Here is a 17,363-nt window from a genome sequence, read left to right as displayed (position 1 = left end):
GTTCCAGCCGGCCGACGTGCTGCGGCGCGTCGCCGACGACCGTGTTTCGGTGCTGCCAGGACCGCCGACGCTGTACTACGCGCTGCTCGACGCCCCCGATCGCGCGACGCGCGACCTGTCGTCGCTGCGGATTGCGGTGACGGGCGCGGCGGCGATCGCGCCGAGCCTGATCGAGCGGATGCGCGCGGAGCTCGGCTTCGAGACGGTGCTGACCGGCTACGGGCTGACCGAATCGTGCGGCTTCGCGACGCTGTGCCGTCAGGGCGACGATGCGGAGACGGTTGCCTATACGTCGGGCCGGCCGATGCCGGATGTCGAATTGCGCATCGCGGGGCCGGGCGGCGCACCGCTCGGGCCGGACGAGACCGGCGAGATCTGGGTGCGCGGCTACAACGTGATGCGCGGCTACTTCAACCAGCCGGACGCGACGCGCGAGACGGTCGATGCCGATGGCTGGCTGCATACGGGCGATCTCGGCTGCGTCGATGCGAACGGCAACCTGAAGATCACCGACCGCATCAAGGACATGTTCATCGTCGGCGGCTTCAACTGCTATCCGGCCGAGATCGAGCGGCTGCTCGCCGCCCATCCGGCGATCGCGCAGGTGGCGCTGGTCGGCGTGCCCGATACGCGGCTCGGGGAAGTCGGGCACGCGTATGTCGTGCTGCGGCCGGGCGCGCACGCGGACGCCGACGAGCTGAACGACTGGGCCCGCCGCAACATGGCGAACTACAAGGTGCCGCGGCATTTCACGTTCGTCGAGCAACTGCCGACGAGCGCGGCCGGCAAGGTGCTGAAGTACCGCCTGCGGGCGGGGACCGAGGCGGCGGCCTGAGCGCCGCCGTGACACACGAACGGGATGAACGCATGAACGACAACGGGTTTCCGCAAGGCGCGGTGCTGGTGTTCGGCGGCAGCGGCGGGATCGGGCAGGGTGTCGCGCTCGAGTTTGCGCGCGCCGGCGTGCCGGTCGCGGTGGGCTACCGCAGCAAGGCCGACGTGGCCGAGCGCGTCGCGCGCGATATTCGCGGCGAAGGCGTCGCAGCCACCACGCATTGCGTGGACGTGACCGATCCCGCGCAGGTCGACGCTGCGCTCGCAGCCGCGATCGATGCGCATGGCCGCGTGCATACGGTCGTCTGGGCGGCCGGGCCGTTCGTGAACCAGCGTCATATCGGCGACATGACGCATGACGACTGGCGCCGCGCGATCGAGGTCGAGACGGTCGGCTTCTTCGTGGCGGCGAAGGCGGCGTTGCCGCACTTCCGCGCGTCGGGCGGCGGATCGTTCGTGACGCTCGGGTCGGCCGGGCACCTGCGCTGGCCGGACCGCGACGGGCTGTCGGTCGCGCCGAAGGCGGCGAACGAGGCGCTGGTCAAGGGGCTGGCACGCGAGGAGGGACGTTACGACATTCGCGCGAATTCGATCCTGGTCGGCGTGATCGAGGCCGGGATGTTTCCGGTGCTGCTCGAACAGGGGCAGTTCGACCAGGCGTGGATCGACGAGACGCAGAAGATGCTCGCGCTCAAGCGCTGGGGGAAGGCGCACGACGTCGGGCGGGCGGCGGTGTTTCTGGCGTCGGACCGGGCCAATTACATCACCGGGCAGCAGTTGAATGTCTCGGGTGGGTATGGGTTGTAGCCGTCCCGGCTGCACCACCGGGGGATTTGACATCATGACGTCGTGACGTCATGATGTCTACATGAACTCCGAACTCGGCAACGCGCCGCTCTATACGAAAGTCGAGACCGCTCTGGCCCTCGAAATTTCGACGTCCGTGCTGCCGCCGGGCAGCCAGCTTCCTCCCGAGGAGCGTCTGATCGAGCGGTTCGGCGTCAGCCGGACGACCGTGCGCAAGGCGATCGAAAACCTCGTCGCGCGCGGCCTCGTCGAAATCCGGCGCGGGAAAGGCACGTTCGTCGCCGAACCAAAGATCACGCAGGAACTGACCGAGCTGACCGGCTTCGTCGAGGACATGCACGCGCTCGGGCGCACGCCGACGGCGCGGCTCGTCGACCGCGAGGTCGTCGAAGCCGGCGTCGACGTTGCGCGGCAGCTTGCGCTGCCGCCGGGCACCGCGGTCATGCGAATCCGCCGCGTGCGCCTGGCCGACGGCGTCGCGGTCTCCTTCGACGAAACCTACCTGCCGCGCGAGCTCGGCGAGAAGATCGTCGCGCACGATCTGGAGGTCGAGCCGATTTTCTCGTTGCTCGAGGAACGTTACGACGTGCCGCTCGTCGACGCCGAGTATCGGCTCGAAGCGGTCGCGGCGCCGCCGGAAGTCGCGCAGGCGTTGGCGATTGCACCCGGCAGCCCGGTCTTCCTGATCGAACGGACGTCGCATACGCACGCGCACCAGCCGGTGGATTTCGAAAAGCTCTATTACCGCGGCGACCTCATCCGCTTCGTCACGCGCCTGAGCCGGCGCGCGGGCGAGCGCTCGTAACGGGGCGGGCGGCATGCAAGCGCTGTGGCTGTTCGTCGCCGCGTTCGGCGCCAGCGCGCTCGGCGGCGTGCTCGGGATGGCGAGCGGCATCTTCGTCGTGCCGTTGCTCACGCTGCTGTTCGGCGTGAGCATCCAGACGGCGATCGGCGCGAGCATCGTGTCGGTGATCGCCTGCTCGTGCAGCGGCGCGGCATCGTTCCTGAAGGGGCGGCTCGTCAACGTCCGGCTCGCGATCGTGCTCGAAACGGCCACCACGTTCGGCGCGCTCATCGGCGTGCTGTTGATCGGCCGCGTGCCGACTTCCTTCCTGTACGCGTTGTTCGCGGTCATTCTCGTCGTGTCCGCGAAGCAGATGCTGGCGCGGCGTCACGAAACGCCCGCCGATGGGCCGCCCGATGCCGCGAGCTGGGCAAGCACCCTCCGTCTGCACGCGAGCTTTCCCGATCCGGCATCCGGCCGGGAGATCGGCTATCAGGTCGGGCGGGTGCCGTTCGGCATGGCGCTGATGGTCGGCGCGGGCCTGATTTCCGCGCTGCTCGGCATCGGCTCCGGTGTGCTGAAGATTCCCGCGATGGACACCGCGCTGCGGCTGCCGATCAAGGTGTCGTCGGCCACGTCGAATTTCATGATCGGCGTGACGGCCGCGGCGAGCGCGGGCGCCTATTTCGCGCGCGGCGACATCGACATCCGTCTGGCCGGCCCGATCGCGCTCGGCTCAGTGATCGGCGCGATCGTCGGCGCGCGGCTGCTGATCCGCTTGCCGGCCGACAAGCTGCGGGTCTTTTTCGTCGTCGTACTGCTGTTGCTCGCGATCGACATGTTCCTGAGTGCGCTGGGTGTTCATGCGCCGGGCGGTGCGGGATGACGCGCATCGTCGATGGCGTCGAGCGCCGCGATCGGGCTGTCGCGATGCTGCTGCGGGTTGGCACGGTGTGCGCGTGCGGGTTGATCGCGGTCGGCATGCTGCTGGGGGCGGGCGGCAGCGCATTCGCACCGGCCGGCCATGCGTTCGCGAAAGCCGGTGTCGCGCTGTTCATCCTGTTGCCGGTTGCGCGCGTCGCCTTGCTGCTGGGGCTGTTCGTGCGCGAGCGGGACCGGACGTATGCGCTGCTGTCGCTGCTCGTGCTGGCGATCATCGCCGCCGGCGTGATCGTCGGCGTGCGCGCCTGAACGGTAGACGCTCGCGCCAGGACGGTACTTGCACGGAATGGATCGGGTGGCGCCGCGCCGCTCGCGTCAGCGCAGTGCGAACAGCGTCCGCAATTTCCCCAGATCTGCATTCAGCCACGCGATGACGTCCGTCTGCCGGCTGCGCAGGCTCCACAGCAAATCGACCGCCTTCAGGAAGGCGGAGCGCTGATATTCGTGCGGCAGCACGTACAGCTCGCCGTTGCCTTCGTCCGCGAGCAGGTGCTCCGGGATGAACGCCCAGCCGAGGCCCTTCTTCACGAGGTCGACGAGCTGCGCCTGGTTCTCGATGTGCCACATGATCTCGGTGTATCGCCCGAACACCGAGCCGCTTTCCGCATCGCGATCGGCCGCCCGCAGCTGGCGCACCTGCGCGAGATCGCGATTGCTGACGGCCTTCAGCGCCGCGAGCGGATGGCTGCGCGCCGCGACCGGCACGAACTGCACGTGGCCGAGCGTCGTCGCGCCGAATTCGACCGGCGTCGCTTCGACCGTTGCCGCGATGCAGATGTCGAGCGCGCCGTGCTTCAGCAGCGCGGCTGCGTCGGCACTGTTCGGCTGCAGCAGTTCGAGCTGAAGCTCCGGAAAACGTTGCTCGAGTTCCAGGCACAGCAGATGGACGGCCGTCTGCGGCAGGATCGGATCGATGCCGAGCCGCAGCCGGTGCCCGCGCCCGCCCGCCAGGCTGTACGCCTTGCGTTCCAGCGTCGCCGCCGCGTTCAGCGTGGCTTGCGCGAAGCCGAGCAGCACCTCGCCCTCGGCCGTCAGTGACACTTGATGAAGATCCCGATCGAACAGGCGAACGCCGAGATCGGCTTCGAGATTGGCGAGCGCCGTGCTTACCGTCGATTGCGCCTTGCCGAGCCGCCGCGCGGCGGCCGACAACCCGCCGTGCTTGGCGATTGCGATGAAGATCGCGAGATGATCGAGCGTCATGTTAGTTATCGATAAATTCGATTACGGTCAATTATGCCATTCGATAGGTCGGCCGTAGGATGGCGTCGCGAAAAGCGATTCGAACGATTCGAACGATTCGACAACCAAGGAGACGAGATGCGCGCAACCCAGCGTTCGGTATTCGACTGGATCGACAGCCACACGACCGAGCTGTCCGACTGGCACCAGGTGATCTGGCATTTCGCGGAACCGGCGTTCCGCGAGTACAAGTCCAGCGCCTGGTATGTGGAGCAACTCCGGGCGGCCGGCTTCGACGTCGAGGCCGGCAGCGGCGGCATGCCCACGGCGTTCGTCGCGACGTTCCGGCAGGGCGAAGGCCCGACGGTCGCGACCTACGCGGAATACGATGCGGTGCCCGGCAACTGCCAGGCCGCGTCGACGCGGCGCGAGCCGCGCGGCCACCTGTCGCGCTTTGCACCGGGCCACACGGATCCGCATTCGGCGCTCGGCATCAGCGCACTCGGCGGCCTGCTGGCCGCGAAGGACGCGATGGTGCGCCACGGGCTGCAGGGCACGCTGAAGTTCTTCGGCGAGCCGGCGGAGAAGCTGCGCGCGTCGAAGCCGATCCACGCGGCAAAGGGCTACTACGACGGCCTCGACGCGGCGGTCAGCTTCCATCCGACCTACCTGCTGCCGCTGTGCAATACGACGGTGTGGGATACGCATTGCGGGGTGGGATACAACTACATCTACACCTTCACGTGCGACGATCCGCAGAACTGGATTGCGTCGGACAAGCTGAGCCCGATTCCGCAGAACCACCTCGCCGCACGCGCGCCGGGCGCGAACGACGCGCTGCTCCATTTCTACCAGCTCAACGAAGGGCTGCGCCGTTCGATGCTGCCGGCCACCGGGCTGTGGAGCTTCAACGAGGCGATCCTCGTTGCGGGGCAGGCGACCGCCGACAACCTGCCGCCGCACGTTGCACAGATCAACTTCATGGTGCGCACCGATTCGGTCGAGCAGGCCGAGACGATCAGCCAGGTCATGGACCAGAACGCCGAAGCCGCCGCTCGAGCCACGCACTGCAAATGGAAGAAGACGTGGGTCAGCAAGTCGCGCGGCGGCCTGCCGAACCATGCGCTCGCGCGAGCGACCTACGCGAACCTGGAACGCGCCGGCGCGCCGCGCTGGAACGGCGACGCGATCCGCATCGCGCAGGAGATCCAGCGCAACCTCGGCATCGACGCGATGGCCGAACCGTTTCTGCCGGTGACCGAGCAACTGATCGATCCGGAGGACTGCGAAGCCGCACTGCGCAAGCAGATGCCGTCGTGGCAGAAGTACATGACCTCCGACGACTACACCGAGTACACGTGGCATTGCCCGACGGTGCGGCTCTACGTGGCCCGTCCGATGCTGAAGGCGCCGCAGGGCTTCGTGTATCCGGACTGGGTGGCCAATGCGCTCGGCGGTATCCGCGAGACGATCGACCCGATGATCGTCAGCGCGTCGAAGACGATCGGCGCGACGCTCGTCGACCTGCTCGAGGACCGCGACCTGCTGCGTGCGGCGCAGGACGAATTCGCGCAGCGCACGGAGGGCGGCGTGGGCGGGCGCGCGTGGGAAGCACCGATGCTCGATGCCGATTTCCGCGTGCCGCACCAGTATCGCTGGCCCGAGTACGTGACGACCGTGCGCGGCGAGGAATGGACCATTCCGTACCGCGACGACGAGTAACGCGCCACCCGATCCGTCAACGCATTCATTCGAACGATTCCAATGACCCGATCGGCCGCGGGCAACGCGGCCGTCGCAGGAGACAAGACATGGAACATGTCGCCCAGGCATCGCATCCGTCGGCCATCGAAGGCCGCTCGATCGACTATGTGCCGAAACACGAACGGAGTGCGAAGCTCCGTCACCAGGGACCGTTCTGGTTCGTCGGCAATTTTCACTTCCTGACCGTTTCGATCGGTTTCGTCGGCCCCGCGATGGGGCTGTCGGCCGGCTGGACGACGCTCGCCGGTGCGCTCGGCATCATGTTCGGCACGGTGTTCATGGCGTTCCACGGCTCGCAGGGGCCCGAGATGGGATTGCCGCAGATGATCCAGTCGCGTGCGCAGTTCGGCTATCGCGGCGTCGTGCTCGCGCTGGTGGCCGCATTGTTCGTGTTCTTCGGCATCAACGTCGTGAACGTCGCGCTGATCGTCGAAGGCGTGCACAACATTCTCGGCTACGACTCGAAGCCGGTCGGCCTCGTCGCCATCGCGATCGGCGCGCTGCTGGCGATCTACGGGCACGACGCGATGCACCGCGCGTTCAAGTGGTCGCTGTATGCGACGCTGCCCGTCTACGTGATCGTGACGGTGCTTGCGATGATGCACGCCGGTGGCGGTGAAGCGGGCAGACCGATGCCGAACCTCGGCTTCAACTGGGTCGCGTTCGTCACGCAGTTCGCGGTATCGGCCAGCTACAACATCGGCTACGCGCCGTACGTGTCGGACTACACGCGTTACCTGCCGGCGGATACGCGGCGCAAGCCGCTGATCGCGGCGGTGTTCGTCGGCGCATCGCTGTCCGGTGCATGGATGATCGCGCTCGGCGCGTCGCTCGCGCAGTCGCTGTCCGCGACGAACGTGCTGTCCGCGATCTATGGGCTCGGCAACGCGGCGGCGCCCGGGTTCGGCGCGCTGCTCGTGACCGTGGCCGTTGTCGGGTTCGTGCCGATCATCGCGTTGAACACGTACAGCGCGACGCTGACCGTGCTGACGGGCGCCGATTGCCTGAAGCCGCTGACCCCGGGCCGCCGTGCGCGCGTGACGACGATCGTCGCCATCAGCGTGCTGCTTGCCGTGTGCATCCTGCTCCTGAAGGGCGGCGGCCTGAACCTGCTGAACCTGTTCCTGACGACGCTGCTGTACTTCCTCGTGCCCTGGACGGCGGTGAACCTGGTCGACTACTTCTTCGTCCGCAAGGGCCATTACGTGATCCCGCATTTCTTCCGCCCCGATGGCATCTACGGCGCCTGGCAGGCGACCGGGATCGCCGCCTACCTGATCGGCTTCGCCGCGATGATTCCGTTCTTCAGCATCTTCGATCCGTCCACCGGCAAGGCGGTGTTCGTCGGCTTCATCGCGCAGCGGCTGCACGAGATCGACATTGCGTGGCTCGTCGGGTTGATCGTGTCGGGCGGCGTGTACTACCGGTTGTCCCGCAAGCTCGATCTCGACGCGGAAAGGGCGCTGGTCCGCGCACACGAGTCCGTTTGAGTGGCTAGCCGGGCAGCATCCGCCGGCATCCGTATTCACCCTGCATCGCCACGCGCGATCGCGCATCGACCTCGCGCCCGACGGGCGCGAGGTCACATCCTTGCAACGCATTCGTCGATGTATTGCGCCGCACGCCCTTGACGGCAACGACGACGCGCATGCGTTGACGGCCGTCCTGCCTCGTTCGACACGCATTGCCGCTTCGATGCGCGACGCGTCGGATTCCGTGTCCCGGCTTCGTCTGCCGAATAACGATGCGTTCCTGAAACATTTCCTCCGATGACAAGCCGCGTGACCGTCCGTGTTTTGCGATGACGCTTGTCCCGCTTTGGTTTGCGCCGCATGGCACGCGCTTTGCGGTTGACGCGGTGCCGCCGGTGCAAACGAAACACGCAACAACGACGAACGCATCGGCGGCACGCAACGACATCGAAACAGACGGGGAATCGGATCGGGGCTGCGGGCACCGCCTGGAGCGGCGTACCTGCCGCGCATGTCGTATCGGTCATGCGCACGGGGCAACGCGCTCCCGATCCGTCGAACAGCAAGCGTGCTTGCAAGGTGTCGTGCCGGGGTTCGCATCGCGCAGGGCGGCGCAGGCCGCATGCGTTGGCGAGGCGCGCCCGGCACATGTCGGGGGAGGCGCCCGTGAAAACGACGGTGAACCAATGGGCAGCGGTCGCGGTGATGTGCGCCGCGAGCGCACACGCGCAGGAGATCTACCTGCAGGGTGGTACGCAGGGCGTCGGCATCGGCGCGGCCGTGAGCTTCAATTCGATGCTGGGCGCGCATGCGGACTTCAATGCGATCGATCTTTCGCATGACTTCACGGTGGCTGGCAATCGCTATCAGGACGACCTGAAGCTGCGTCAGGGCGGCCTGTACGCGGACATCTTTCCATGGCGAGGCAGCGGCTTCCGGGCGACGCTCGGCCTGCGCTTCAACGACGACGATCTCCGCGGCGTATCGGTGCCGACCAACGGCACCTATGTGTTCGGCGGCAAGCGCTATCCGGCGATGCCGGGGATGTACGCGGTGGCGGAAGCGCGCTATCCGACCGTGATGCCGTATTTCGGGATCGGCTACGGGCATCGGCCGGCGTCGAAGGGGCTGGGGTTCGTTGCCGATCTCGGCGTGGCGTACGGGATACCGAAATGTTCGTACACGCTGTCGCCGGAACTGGCAGCCGCGGCCGGGCCGGCGAAGAGTCAGATCCTGGCCTCCAGCGGGCTGGATTCGCTGCGGCAGGTGATGTCGCGCTATCGGTGGTACCCGGTGTTGCAGATCGGGATTTCGTATCGGTTCTGAGTGGCTGGGCGGGCGTCGCGTGTGCCGGGGAGGGCAATGCCGGCATCGCCGATACGGGCGTGGCAACGGGTGTTGGCAAGACGACCGACCGACAGCCGACGCGAGCACTGCGCGCGGAGGCAGTGATTGCCGCCGCGTCGCTGCGGTTTGCGTGCGCCTCCACAAGAGATGGTGAATAGCCGATCGGCCATCTTTCCCGCCGTTCCGATCCGGCTTACCTTGCAGACAGCAATTCGACCCGTCGGGCGAGCGGCGCATGCCGAGAGGATTCATGCGGCCCGTTGCCGTTCGCCGACGCCAATCACCGTCCTCCTTCCGTCAATGGCGATGATAGCAATGATTGCAATTCGCAGTCGCGCCGCTATCATTGATATCAAACCCGGATGGAGGAACTCATGGCAAATCTACTGGTGCGTAACGTGGATGACAGTATCGTTCAGAGCCTGCGCGAGCAGGCTGCGGCTAACGGCAGGAGTGCCGAGGCCGAACATCGGGCCATTCTGGCCGATGCGCTCGGCCGGCCGAAGCGAAAGACATTTGCGCAAGTGCTGATGAGCATGCCCGATGTTGGCGACGACGCGGATTTTCAACGTGTTCAGGATTCCGGCGAGGCCAGGCGTGTATTTGATTGACACGAATATCATCAGCGAAATCAGGAAGGGCAAGCGAACCAACCGTGGCGTGCGGGCGTTCTTCAGGCAGGCCACGGCCGATGCGAGCCCGCTTTACCTGTCCGTCGTGACGGTTGCTGAACTTCGCCGTGGCGTCGATCTGATCCGTCATCGCGGCGATCATCCTCAGGCGTCGGCGCTCGAGGCCTGGATGGCGACCATCCTGTCCGGCTATGCGCCGAACATCCTGCCGGTCGACATCGAGATCAGCCAGATGTGGGGGCATTTGCGCGTGCCCGATCCGACGCACGAGCTCGACAAGCTGATCGCGGCCACCGCGCTGATCAACGATCTCACGGTGGTCACGCGGAATGTCGCGGATTTCGCCCGCACCGGCGTCCGGCTGCTGAACCCGTTCGACTGACCCGGGTTGCCGCGCTGCGGCAATCCACACCTGTTCCCCGTCTCCTCCCGCATGCATAGCCCGTCCCGCCGGGCTTCCGCGCTTTCCCGCGCCGCTCGAATTCCCCGCCGCCTCTCGTCCCAACAGACGATGTAACACCACCCCCGACCGGCCAGAATCCTTTCACGAACAACGGATTCTGAACCAGGAGGAGGCCGACATGATCGATGTCCGTGCGCTTGGCTATGTCGTCGTCGAGGCGACGCGCGTCGATGCGTGGCGCCGCTACGCGGAAGACGTGCTGGGCATGCAGGCGCTCGACGCGCCCGACGGCGCGCTGTACCTGAAGATGGACGAGCGCGATTTCCGCTACGTGATCGTCCCCGGCTCGACCGACCGCTATTTCGCGTCGGGCTGGGAACTGCCCGACGGCGCCGCGTTCGACGCCGCGCTTGCTGCGCTGCAGCGTGCGGGCGTCGAGCCGGTGCGCGCCACCCGCGACGAAGCCGCGCTGCGCCGCGTGCAGGCGATGGCGTGGTGCACCGACCCGTCCGGCAACCGTCACGAGCTGTACTGGGGCGCGCGCTGCGACTTTCGCCGCTTCGTGTCGCCGCTGGGCGTCTCGCACTTCGTCACCGGCGAGATGGGGCTCGGCCACGCGGTGCTGCCCGCGCCGCAGTTCGACGCGACCGACGCATTCGTGCGCGGCGTGCTCGGCTTCGAGCTGTCCGACATCTATCGCGTGAAGTTCACGCCCGATCCGGCGGAACCCGAGAAGCGCATCCACTTCATGCACTGCCGCAACGCGCGCCATCACAGCCTCGCGCTGTTCGAGATGGCCGTGCCGTCGGGCTGCGTGCACGTGATGGCGGAAGTCGATTCGATGGACGAAGTGGGGCGCGCGCTGGATCGCGTGGCCGCGCACGACGTGAAGATGTCCGCGACGCTCGGCCGTCACTGCAACGACCAGATGATCTCTTTCTACATGAAGACCCCCGGCGGCTTCGATCTCGAATACGGCTTCGGCGGCCTCACGGTCGACTGGTCGAAGCACGCGGTGTTCGAGGCCACGAAGGTGAGCCAGTGGGGCCACGATTTCAGCATCGGATACCGGTAAGCCAGCACGATGACGATGAAACCTCTCGACAAGACGATGTCCGCGCGCGACGTGGTCGCGCAACTCGCCGACGGCATGACGATCGGCATCGGCGGATGGGGGCCGCGGCGCAAGCCGATGGCGCTGGTGCGCGAAATCGCGCGCTCGAACCTGAAGGACCTGACGATCGTCGCGTACGGCGGCGCCGATGTCGGCCTCCTGTGCGCGGCGAACAAGGTGCGCAAGGTGGTGTTCGGCTTCGTGTCGCTCGACGTGATCCCGCTCGAACCGCATTTCCGCCGGGCTCGCGAGCAGGGCCGCGTCGACGTGCTCGAACTCGACGAAGGGATGCTGCAGCTCGGCCTGCGCGCGGCTGCCGCACGCTTGCCGTTCCTGCCGACGCGTGCCGGGCTCGGCACCGCGCTGCTCGATCACGCGCCGCAACTGCGCACCGTGCAATCGCCGTACGACGACGGCGAGACGCTGCTCGCGATGCCCGCGCTCGAACTCGATGTCGCACTGCTGCACGTGAACGCGGCCGACCGGATGGGCAACACGCGCATCGACGGCCCCGATCCGTTCTTCGATGCATGGATGGCACGTGCCGCACAGCGTTGCTACGTGTCGGCGGAAACGGTCGACGCGTCGCTCGCGAGCGAAGACCTCGACGCCGCCAAACGCAACCCGTTCGAACGCTCGCTCGTCAGCGGCGTCGTGCATGCGCCGGGCGGTGCACACCCGACGTCATGCGGGCCGGCCTACGGCTGGGACCTGCCGCACCTGCGCGCGTACTGCGCCAGTGCGGAAGACGACGCGAAAACGACGGCGTACCTGCGCGACGTGGTCGGCCAGGACGAACGCCAGTACCTCGAAGGCGTCGGCGGCCTGTCGCACGTGACGACGCTGCCGTTGCCGATTCTGTAAAGGAGCGCCTGTGAGCGAATCTCTCGACCATTCCCTCGCGGAACTGATGATCGTCGCGTCCGCGCGACTCTGGCGCGACGACGGCGAAGTGCTGGCGACCGGCATCGGCACGGGCCCGCGGCTCGCGGCCGGCCTCGCGCGGCTCGCGTACAACAACGGGCTGTTGCTGACCGACGGCGAAGCGTATCTCGTCGAGGAGCCGGTGCCGCTTGGGCCCCGCCCCGACGGCTATCGCGTGAAGGCGAGCGGCTGGATGACCTACGAGCGCGTGTTCGACTGCCTGTGGCACGGCCGCCGCCATGCGCTGGTGATGCCGACGCAGATCGACCGCTTCGGCCAGGCCAACATCTCGTGGCTCGGCGACGACTACGCGCGCCCGAAAACCCAACTGCTCGGCGCACGCGGCTTCCCCGGCAACACGACGAACCACGCGAACTCGTTCTTCGTCAGCGGCCACGGCAAGCGCACGTTCGTCGAGCGCGAAGTCGACATGGTGTGCACGGTCGGCTACAACCCGGCGCGCCGGCTGCCCGGGATGAAGACCTTCGTCGACCTGCGCAGCATCGTCACCGATCTGTGCGTGATGGATTTCGGCGGGCCCGACCACGCGATCCGCGTGCGTTCGCTGCATCCGGGCGTGAGCTTCGACGAGGTGCAGGACGCGACCGGCTTCCCGCTGATCGCCGCACCCGATCTCGGCACGACGGCCCCGCCGAACGCGGAAGACCTGCGCATCGTGCGCGCGCTCGATCCGCACAACCTGCGCGCGACGATCGTGCGCAACAATCCGGCGCCGCGCCGGGGATGAGGTCAGACATGGAAGCGACCCAGGTGACCTTCGGCGACGGTGTCGTCGACTACGCGGTCGAGGATGGCATCGCGACGATCACGATGAACCGTCCCGAGTATCACAACGCGCAGAACTCGAAGATGACGTATGCGCTCGACGCGGCGTTCCGGCGCGCGGCGCACGACGACGCGGTGAAGGCGATCGTGCTCGCGGGCGCCGGCAAGCATTTCTCGGCGGGCCACGACATCGGCACGCCGGGCCGCGACATCCACGAGTCGTTCGACCGTGCCTCGCTGTGGTACGACCACGTCGACAAGGAAGGCGGCGAATTCCTCTACGCACGCGAGCAGGAGGTGTACCTCGGGATGTGCCGGCGCTGGCGCGATTTGCCGAAGCCGACGATCGCGATGGTGCAGGGCGCATGCATCGCGGGCGGGCTGATGCTCGCGTGGGTGTGCGACCTGATCGTCGCGTCGGAGGACGCGTTCTTCGCCGATCCGGTCGTGCGGATGGGGATTCCGGGCGTCGAGTATTTTGCGCATGCGTATGAGCTGAACCCGCGCATCGCGAAGGAATTCCTGTTCCTCGGCGAGCGGATGCCGGCGGAGCGTGCGTACCAGATGGGGATGGTCAACCGCGTGGTGCCGCGCGAGCGGCTGCGCGATGCGACCTACGCGATCGCCGCGAAGATCGCGACGATGCCGCGCCTCGGGCTCACGCTGACCAAGCAGGCGCTGAATCACGTCGAGGAACTGCAGGGCAAGCGCGCGGCGATGGATGCGGCGTTCGCATGGCATCACTTCGCGCATGCGCACAACGAGCTGGTGAGCGGCGATCGCCTCGGCGGCTACGACGCGCGCAGCATGGCCAGCTCGCAGCGCCAGCCGAACGGCGCGGACCGCAGCGACGCGCAGGCGCAGGCACCGGTCGCCGTCAACGGAGCCGCCGCATGAGCACGACGCTGCATACGCCTTTGTGCGACCTGCTCGGCTGCCGTTACCCGATCGTGCAGACCGCGATGGGCTGGGTGGCCGATGCACGGCTCGTCGCGGCCACCAGCAACGCCGGCGGCTTCGGCTTCCTGGCCGGCGCGACGCTCGAACCCGAGCAGGTCGAGGCCGAGATCCTGAAAGTGAAGTCGCTGACGGACCAGCCGTTCGGCATCAATTTCCACATGTTCCAGAAGAACGCGCAGCAGGTCGTCGAGCTGGCGATCAAGCACCGGCTGCGCGCGGTGAGCTACGGCCGTGGGCCTGATGCGAAGACGATCCGCCGCTTCAAGGATGCCGGCATCGTCTGCATGCCGACGGTCGGCGCGCCGAAGCATGCGGCGAAAGCGGTCGAACTCGGCGCGGACATCGTCACCGTGCAGGGTGCGGAGGGCGGCGGCCACACGGGCTCGGTGCCGACCACGCTGCTGCTGCCGAAGGTGCTCGATGCGGTGCGCGTGCCGGTGGTCGCGGCCGGCGGGTTCTTCGACGGGCGCGGGCTGGCCGCTGCGCTCGCGTACGGCGCGGCCGGCATCGCGATGGGCACGCGCTTCCTGATGAGCGCCGAATCGCCGGTGCCGCGCGAGACGCTCGAGCGCTATGTCGCGGTGGGCGACCCGGCGCGCATCCGCGTGTCGGACGCGCTTGACGGGCTGCCGCAACGGATGATCGACAACCCGTACCTGCTGAAGCTTGAACGCTTCGGCCCGCTGCGCCGCACGTGGTTCGCATTGAAGACCGCCGAAGCATGGCGCCGCCAGAACGGCCTGAGCACGGGCGACATGCTCGGCCTCGCGATCAAGGCGCTGCGCTCGCATGACTACACCGCGAGCCAGACGCTGATGGCCGCGAACGCACCGTTCCTGATCCAGCGCGCGATCGTCGAGGGCCGCCCGGATGAAGGCGTGCTGCCGAGCGGCCAGGCGGCCGCGATGATCGGCGCGATCGAATCGTGCGACGCGTTGATCGCGCGGATCGTCGCGGAAGCCGGCGAGCGGATTGACGCACTGGCCGCGCTGCGCGGCGCGGCAGCGGCGCAGGCCGCATGAAAAACATCACAGGGAGGCAATGGAGATGACAGCATCCAATCAACCGGCCGGCGCGATGCCGTTCCGGATCGATCGCGCAGACGGCATCGCCGAACTGGTGATCGCCCATCCGCCCGTGAACGCGCTCGACGCGCAGGGCTGGCACGCACTTTCCCGTGCGCTCGACGCACTCGGCGAAGACGACGACATCCGCGTGATCGTCGTGCGCGGTGAAGGGCGCGGCTTCTGCGCGGGCGTCGACATCAAGGAACTGGCCGCGCATCCGGAGCGGATCGTGGCGGTCAACGCCGGTAACTACGAGACGTTCCGCGCGGTGCACCGCAACCCGAAGCCGGTGATCGCGGCCGTGCACGGCTTCGTGCTCGGCGGCGGGATCGGCATCTGCGGCGCGGCGGACATCGTCGTCGCGGCCGACTGCGCGCGCTTCGGCGTGCCCGAGATCGATCGCGGCGCGATGGGCGGCGGCGCGCATCTGCAGCGGCTGTTCGGCGTGCAGAAGGTGCGCGCGATGTACTTCACCGGCGACATGATCGACGCGGCCGAAGCGTATCGGCTCGGCGCGGTCGAGCAGGTCGTGACGCGCGACACGCTGCGCGACGCGGCGCTCGCGATCGCCCGCAAGATCGCGGAGAAGAGCCCGGCGATGGTGCGGCTCGCGAAAGAGGCGCTGAACGGCGTCGAGGACGGCGATCTCGAGGACAAGTACCGCTGGGAGCAGGGTTTCACGCTGCAGGCGTACATGACGAACGACTCGACGGAAGCGCGCGCCGCGTTCGTCGAGAAGCGCGATGCGCGGTTCGATGCGCAGGCAACCGCCGAGGAGGCACGCGCATGAACCTGACCTATACGCCGCAGCAACAGGCGTTCCGCGCGGAGATCCGCGAATGGCTCGCCACGCACGTGCCGCGCGAGCGCTTGCCGAGCTTCGACACCGAGGAAGGCTTCGCCGCGCATCGCGAATGGGAGCGCACGCTGCATTCGGGCCGCTGGAGCATGGTCACGTGGCCGCGCGAACTCGGCGGGCGCGGCTGCGACCTGATCGAGTGGCTGATCTTCGAGGAAGAGTACTGGCGCGCCGATGCACCGATGCGCGTGAACCAGAACGGCATCTTCCTGCTCGGCCCGACGCTGATGGATTTCGGCACGGCGGAGCAGAAGGCGCGCTTCCTGCCCGCGATGGCGGCCGGCGAGCACGTGTGGGCGCAGGGCTGGTCGGAGCCGAACGCTGGCTCGGACATGGCCGCGATCCGCACGACGGCCGCCCGCATCGGCGACGAATACGTGCTGAACGGCCAGAAGATCTGGTCGACGCGCGCGGTGTGGGCCGACTGGCTGTTCGGCCTGTTCCGCAGCGATCCCGAATCGTCGCGTCACCACGGGCTCACGTTCCTGATGGTGCCGCTGTCCGCGCCGGGCATCACGGTGCGGCCGATCCGCCAGCTCAACGGGCAGACGGGTTTCGCGGAAATCTTCTTCGACGACGTGCGCGTGCCGGTCGAGAACCGGCTCGCGGCCGAAGGCGCGGGCTGGCAGGTCGCGATGGCGACGGCCGGGTTCGAGCGCGGGCTGATGCTGCGTTCGCCGGCACGGTTCCAGCGCACCGCACAGGCGCTGCGCGACCTGTATCTCGCCCATCGCGACAGCGCCGACCGCGACCCGACGCTGCGCGAGCGCGTGGTGCAGGCTTGGATGGATGCGCAGGCGTATGCGCTGTCGACCTACGCGACCGCGAGCCGGCTGCTGAAAGGCGGCCATATCGGCGCGGAGTCGAGCACCAACAAGGTGTTCTGGTCGGAGCTCGATTTGCGCATGCACCAGGCCGCGCTCGACATCCTCGGCGCGCACGGCGAGGTCGTCCCGCAGACGGCCGCGCAGCACGCGACGCTCGGCCACTGGCTCGACGGTTTCCTGTTCGCCCAGGCCGGCACGATCTATGCGGGCACCAACGAGATCCAGCGCAACATCGTCGCCGAACGGATGCTCGGCATGCCGCGCGCGTAAGCGCGCCGGCGCCACCCTTACTGAACGGACATCGTATGGATTTCGTATTCGATGAAGACCAGGAAGCGCTCGCGGACAGCGTGAAGCGCCTGCTGATGACCGAGATGACGCCCGAGCTGATCCGCGAGCTCTGGGCCACGCCGACCGGGCGGTCGGACGACCTGTGGGCGCTGTTCGCGTCGCAGGGGCTGACCGCCGTGTCGGTGCCCGAGGCGCATGGCGGCCTCGGCCTGACCGAAGCGGAATGGGCGCTGCTCGCGCAGACCTACGGCTATTTCGGCAGCCCCGAGCCGCTGCTCGACACGGCGCTCGTGTCCGCCGGCGTGCTGGCGCGGCTGCCGGCGAGCGACTGGCGCGATGCGCTGCTGCGCGACATCGCCGAAGGGCGA

Annotated in this window: 20 protein-coding genes; 18 read left to right on the top strand and 2 right to left on the bottom strand. The window is 67.6% G+C overall.

What is annotated here, in order from left to right; translation table 11 throughout:
* The 5 genes from G3N99_RS18370 to G3N99_RS18350 form a co-directional block, all read left to right on the top strand.
* On the top strand, window positions 1–835 hold an 835-nt coding region (locus G3N99_RS18370), incomplete at its 5' end, for an AMP-binding protein (protein WP_206123114.1).
* 32 nt (window positions 836–867) lie between these two features.
* The gene (locus tag G3N99_RS18365) at window positions 868–1,641 is read left to right on the top strand and encodes an SDR family oxidoreductase (protein WP_174940783.1); all 774 of its coding nucleotides are present in this window, start codon (window positions 868–870) and stop codon (window positions 1,639–1,641) included.
* A gap of 61 nt (window positions 1,642–1,702) precedes the next feature.
* On the top strand, window positions 1,703–2,446 hold the full coding sequence (locus G3N99_RS18360; RefSeq protein ID WP_206123113.1) for a GntR family transcriptional regulator: 744 nt from the start codon (window positions 1,703–1,705) through the stop codon (window positions 2,444–2,446).
* Window positions 2,447–2,459: 13 nt separating this feature from the next.
* Window positions 2,460–3,311: a sulfite exporter TauE/SafE family protein gene (locus G3N99_RS18355; RefSeq protein ID WP_206123112.1), complete on the top strand. Its 852-nt coding sequence runs from the start codon at window positions 2,460–2,462 to the stop codon at window positions 3,309–3,311.
* Complete coding sequence (locus tag G3N99_RS18350) at window positions 3,308–3,616, top strand: DUF1634 domain-containing protein (RefSeq protein ID WP_174940789.1); 309 nt, start codon at window positions 3,308–3,310, stop codon at window positions 3,614–3,616. The genes G3N99_RS18355 and G3N99_RS18350 overlap by 4 nt, the downstream gene beginning before the upstream one ends.
* Before the next feature lie 66 nt (window positions 3,617–3,682).
* On the opposite strand, the gene G3N99_RS18345 is transcribed toward G3N99_RS18350, so the two are convergent.
* Window positions 3,683–4,570, bottom strand: a complete 888-nt coding sequence (locus G3N99_RS18345) for a LysR family transcriptional regulator (RefSeq protein WP_011355026.1) — start codon at window positions 4,568–4,570, stop codon at window positions 3,683–3,685.
* Window positions 4,571–4,687: 117 nt separating this feature from the next.
* On the opposite strand from G3N99_RS18345, the gene G3N99_RS18340 reads away from it, so the two are divergent.
* Both G3N99_RS18340 and G3N99_RS18335 read left to right on the top strand, forming a co-directional pair.
* Entirely contained in the window at window positions 4,688–6,271 is a 1,584-nt protein-coding gene (locus tag G3N99_RS18340; RefSeq protein WP_206123111.1) for an amidohydrolase, read from the top strand.
* 89 nt (window positions 6,272–6,360) lie between these two features.
* Entirely contained in the window at window positions 6,361–7,803 is a 1,443-nt protein-coding gene (locus G3N99_RS18335; protein WP_206123110.1) for a cytosine permease, read from the top strand.
* Window positions 7,804–7,807: 4 nt separating this feature from the next.
* On the opposite strand, the gene G3N99_RS18330 is transcribed toward G3N99_RS18335, so the two are convergent.
* Window positions 7,808–8,233: a hypothetical protein gene (locus G3N99_RS18330; protein ID WP_241011722.1), complete on the bottom strand. Its 426-nt coding sequence runs from the start codon at window positions 8,231–8,233 to the stop codon at window positions 7,808–7,810.
* Between the two features lie 200 nt (window positions 8,234–8,433).
* Between G3N99_RS18330 and G3N99_RS18325 the strand changes: the two genes are divergently transcribed.
* The 11 genes from G3N99_RS18325 to G3N99_RS18275 form a co-directional block, all read left to right on the top strand.
* Window positions 8,434–9,111, top strand: coding sequence for a hypothetical protein (locus G3N99_RS18325; protein WP_174940797.1), 678 nt, complete (start codon window positions 8,434–8,436; stop codon window positions 9,109–9,111).
* Window positions 9,112–9,506: 395 nt separating this feature from the next.
* Complete coding sequence (locus G3N99_RS18320; RefSeq protein WP_039351245.1) at window positions 9,507–9,743, top strand: DNA-binding protein; 237 nt, start codon at window positions 9,507–9,509, stop codon at window positions 9,741–9,743.
* Entirely contained in the window at window positions 9,730–10,146 is a 417-nt protein-coding gene (locus G3N99_RS18315; protein WP_244132305.1) for a type II toxin-antitoxin system VapC family toxin, read from the top strand. Before G3N99_RS18320 ends, G3N99_RS18315 begins: the two co-directional genes overlap by 14 nt.
* 199 nt (window positions 10,147–10,345) lie before the next feature.
* Window positions 10,346–11,242 carry a VOC family protein gene (locus tag G3N99_RS18310; RefSeq protein ID WP_206123109.1) on the top strand — a complete coding sequence of 299 codons (897 nt, stop codon included), beginning with the start codon at window positions 10,346–10,348 and terminating at the stop codon, window positions 11,240–11,242.
* Between the two features lie 9 nt (window positions 11,243–11,251).
* On the top strand, window positions 11,252–12,145 hold the full coding sequence (locus tag G3N99_RS18305) for a CoA transferase subunit A (RefSeq protein WP_174940802.1): 894 nt from the start codon (window positions 11,252–11,254) through the stop codon (window positions 12,143–12,145).
* 10 nt (window positions 12,146–12,155) lie between these two features.
* Complete coding sequence (locus tag G3N99_RS18300) at window positions 12,156–12,953, top strand: ketoacid CoA transferase (protein ID WP_206123108.1); 798 nt, start codon at window positions 12,156–12,158, stop codon at window positions 12,951–12,953.
* Between the two features lie 8 nt (window positions 12,954–12,961).
* Window positions 12,962–13,888, top strand: a complete 927-nt coding sequence (locus G3N99_RS18295; RefSeq protein ID WP_174940806.1) for an enoyl-CoA hydratase — start codon at window positions 12,962–12,964, stop codon at window positions 13,886–13,888.
* On the top strand, window positions 13,885–14,973 hold the full coding sequence (locus tag G3N99_RS18290) for a nitronate monooxygenase (RefSeq protein WP_174940808.1): 1,089 nt from the start codon (window positions 13,885–13,887) through the stop codon (window positions 14,971–14,973). Before G3N99_RS18295 ends, G3N99_RS18290 begins: the two co-directional genes overlap by 4 nt.
* A 19-nt stretch (window positions 14,974–14,992) precedes the next feature.
* A complete protein-coding gene (locus G3N99_RS18285) occupies window positions 14,993–15,808 on the top strand; it encodes an enoyl-CoA hydratase family protein (protein WP_174940810.1) in 816 nt (271 codons plus the stop codon).
* Window positions 15,805–16,974: an acyl-CoA dehydrogenase family protein gene (locus G3N99_RS18280; protein WP_206123107.1), complete on the top strand. Its 1,170-nt coding sequence runs from the start codon at window positions 15,805–15,807 to the stop codon at window positions 16,972–16,974. The genes G3N99_RS18285 and G3N99_RS18280 overlap by 4 nt, the downstream gene beginning before the upstream one ends.
* 35 nt (window positions 16,975–17,009) lie before the next feature.
* Window positions 17,010–17,363 (top strand): acyl-CoA dehydrogenase family protein (locus G3N99_RS18275; protein ID WP_206123106.1); only part of this gene is annotated, 354 nt, incomplete at its 3' end.

The sequence above is a fragment of the Burkholderia sp. Ac-20392 genome (genome assembly GCF_017104585.1).
In the GTDB taxonomy this organism is placed as follows: Bacteria; Pseudomonadota; Gammaproteobacteria; order Burkholderiales; family Burkholderiaceae; genus Burkholderia; species Burkholderia lata.
The sequence above is the reverse complement of the archived record's forward strand: the minus strand, read 5'-3'. Positions and strand labels throughout refer to the sequence as shown.

Bases quoted from the DNA above. Each gene is read 5' to 3' on its own strand.
- G3N99_RS18305 (WP_174940802.1), top strand. From the start codon at position 11,252: ATGACGATGAAACCTCTCGACAAGACGATGTCCGCGCGCGACGTGGTC.
- G3N99_RS18350 (WP_174940789.1), top strand. From the start codon at position 3,308: ATGACGCGCATCGTCGATGGCGTCGAGCGCCGCGATCGGGCTGTCGCG.
- G3N99_RS18310 (WP_206123109.1), top strand. From the start codon at position 10,346: ATGATCGATGTCCGTGCGCTTGGCTATGTCGTCGTCGAGGCGACGCGC.
- G3N99_RS18355 (WP_206123112.1), top strand. From the start codon at position 2,460: ATGCAAGCGCTGTGGCTGTTCGTCGCCGCGTTCGGCGCCAGCGCGCTC.
- G3N99_RS18335 (WP_206123110.1), top strand. From the start codon at position 6,361: ATGGAACATGTCGCCCAGGCATCGCATCCGTCGGCCATCGAAGGCCGC.
- G3N99_RS18330 (WP_241011722.1), bottom strand. From the start codon at position 8,233: ATGTCGTTGCGTGCCGCCGATGCGTTCGTCGTTGTTGCGTGTTTCGTT.
- G3N99_RS18365 (WP_174940783.1), top strand. From the start codon at position 868: ATGAACGACAACGGGTTTCCGCAAGGCGCGGTGCTGGTGTTCGGCGGC.
- G3N99_RS18320 (WP_039351245.1), top strand. From the start codon at position 9,507: ATGGCAAATCTACTGGTGCGTAACGTGGATGACAGTATCGTTCAGAGC.
- G3N99_RS18290 (WP_174940808.1), top strand. From the start codon at position 13,885: ATGAGCACGACGCTGCATACGCCTTTGTGCGACCTGCTCGGCTGCCGT.
- G3N99_RS18325 (WP_174940797.1), top strand. From the start codon at position 8,434: ATGTCGGGGGAGGCGCCCGTGAAAACGACGGTGAACCAATGGGCAGCG.
- G3N99_RS18295 (WP_174940806.1), top strand. From the start codon at position 12,962: ATGGAAGCGACCCAGGTGACCTTCGGCGACGGTGTCGTCGACTACGCG.
- G3N99_RS18285 (WP_174940810.1), top strand. From the start codon at position 14,993: ATGGAGATGACAGCATCCAATCAACCGGCCGGCGCGATGCCGTTCCGG.
- G3N99_RS18345 (WP_011355026.1), bottom strand. From the start codon at position 4,570: ATGACGCTCGATCATCTCGCGATCTTCATCGCAATCGCCAAGCACGGC.
- G3N99_RS18340 (WP_206123111.1), top strand. From the start codon at position 4,688: ATGCGCGCAACCCAGCGTTCGGTATTCGACTGGATCGACAGCCACACG.
- G3N99_RS18360 (WP_206123113.1), top strand. From the start codon at position 1,703: ATGAACTCCGAACTCGGCAACGCGCCGCTCTATACGAAAGTCGAGACC.
- G3N99_RS18280 (WP_206123107.1), top strand. From the start codon at position 15,805: ATGAACCTGACCTATACGCCGCAGCAACAGGCGTTCCGCGCGGAGATC.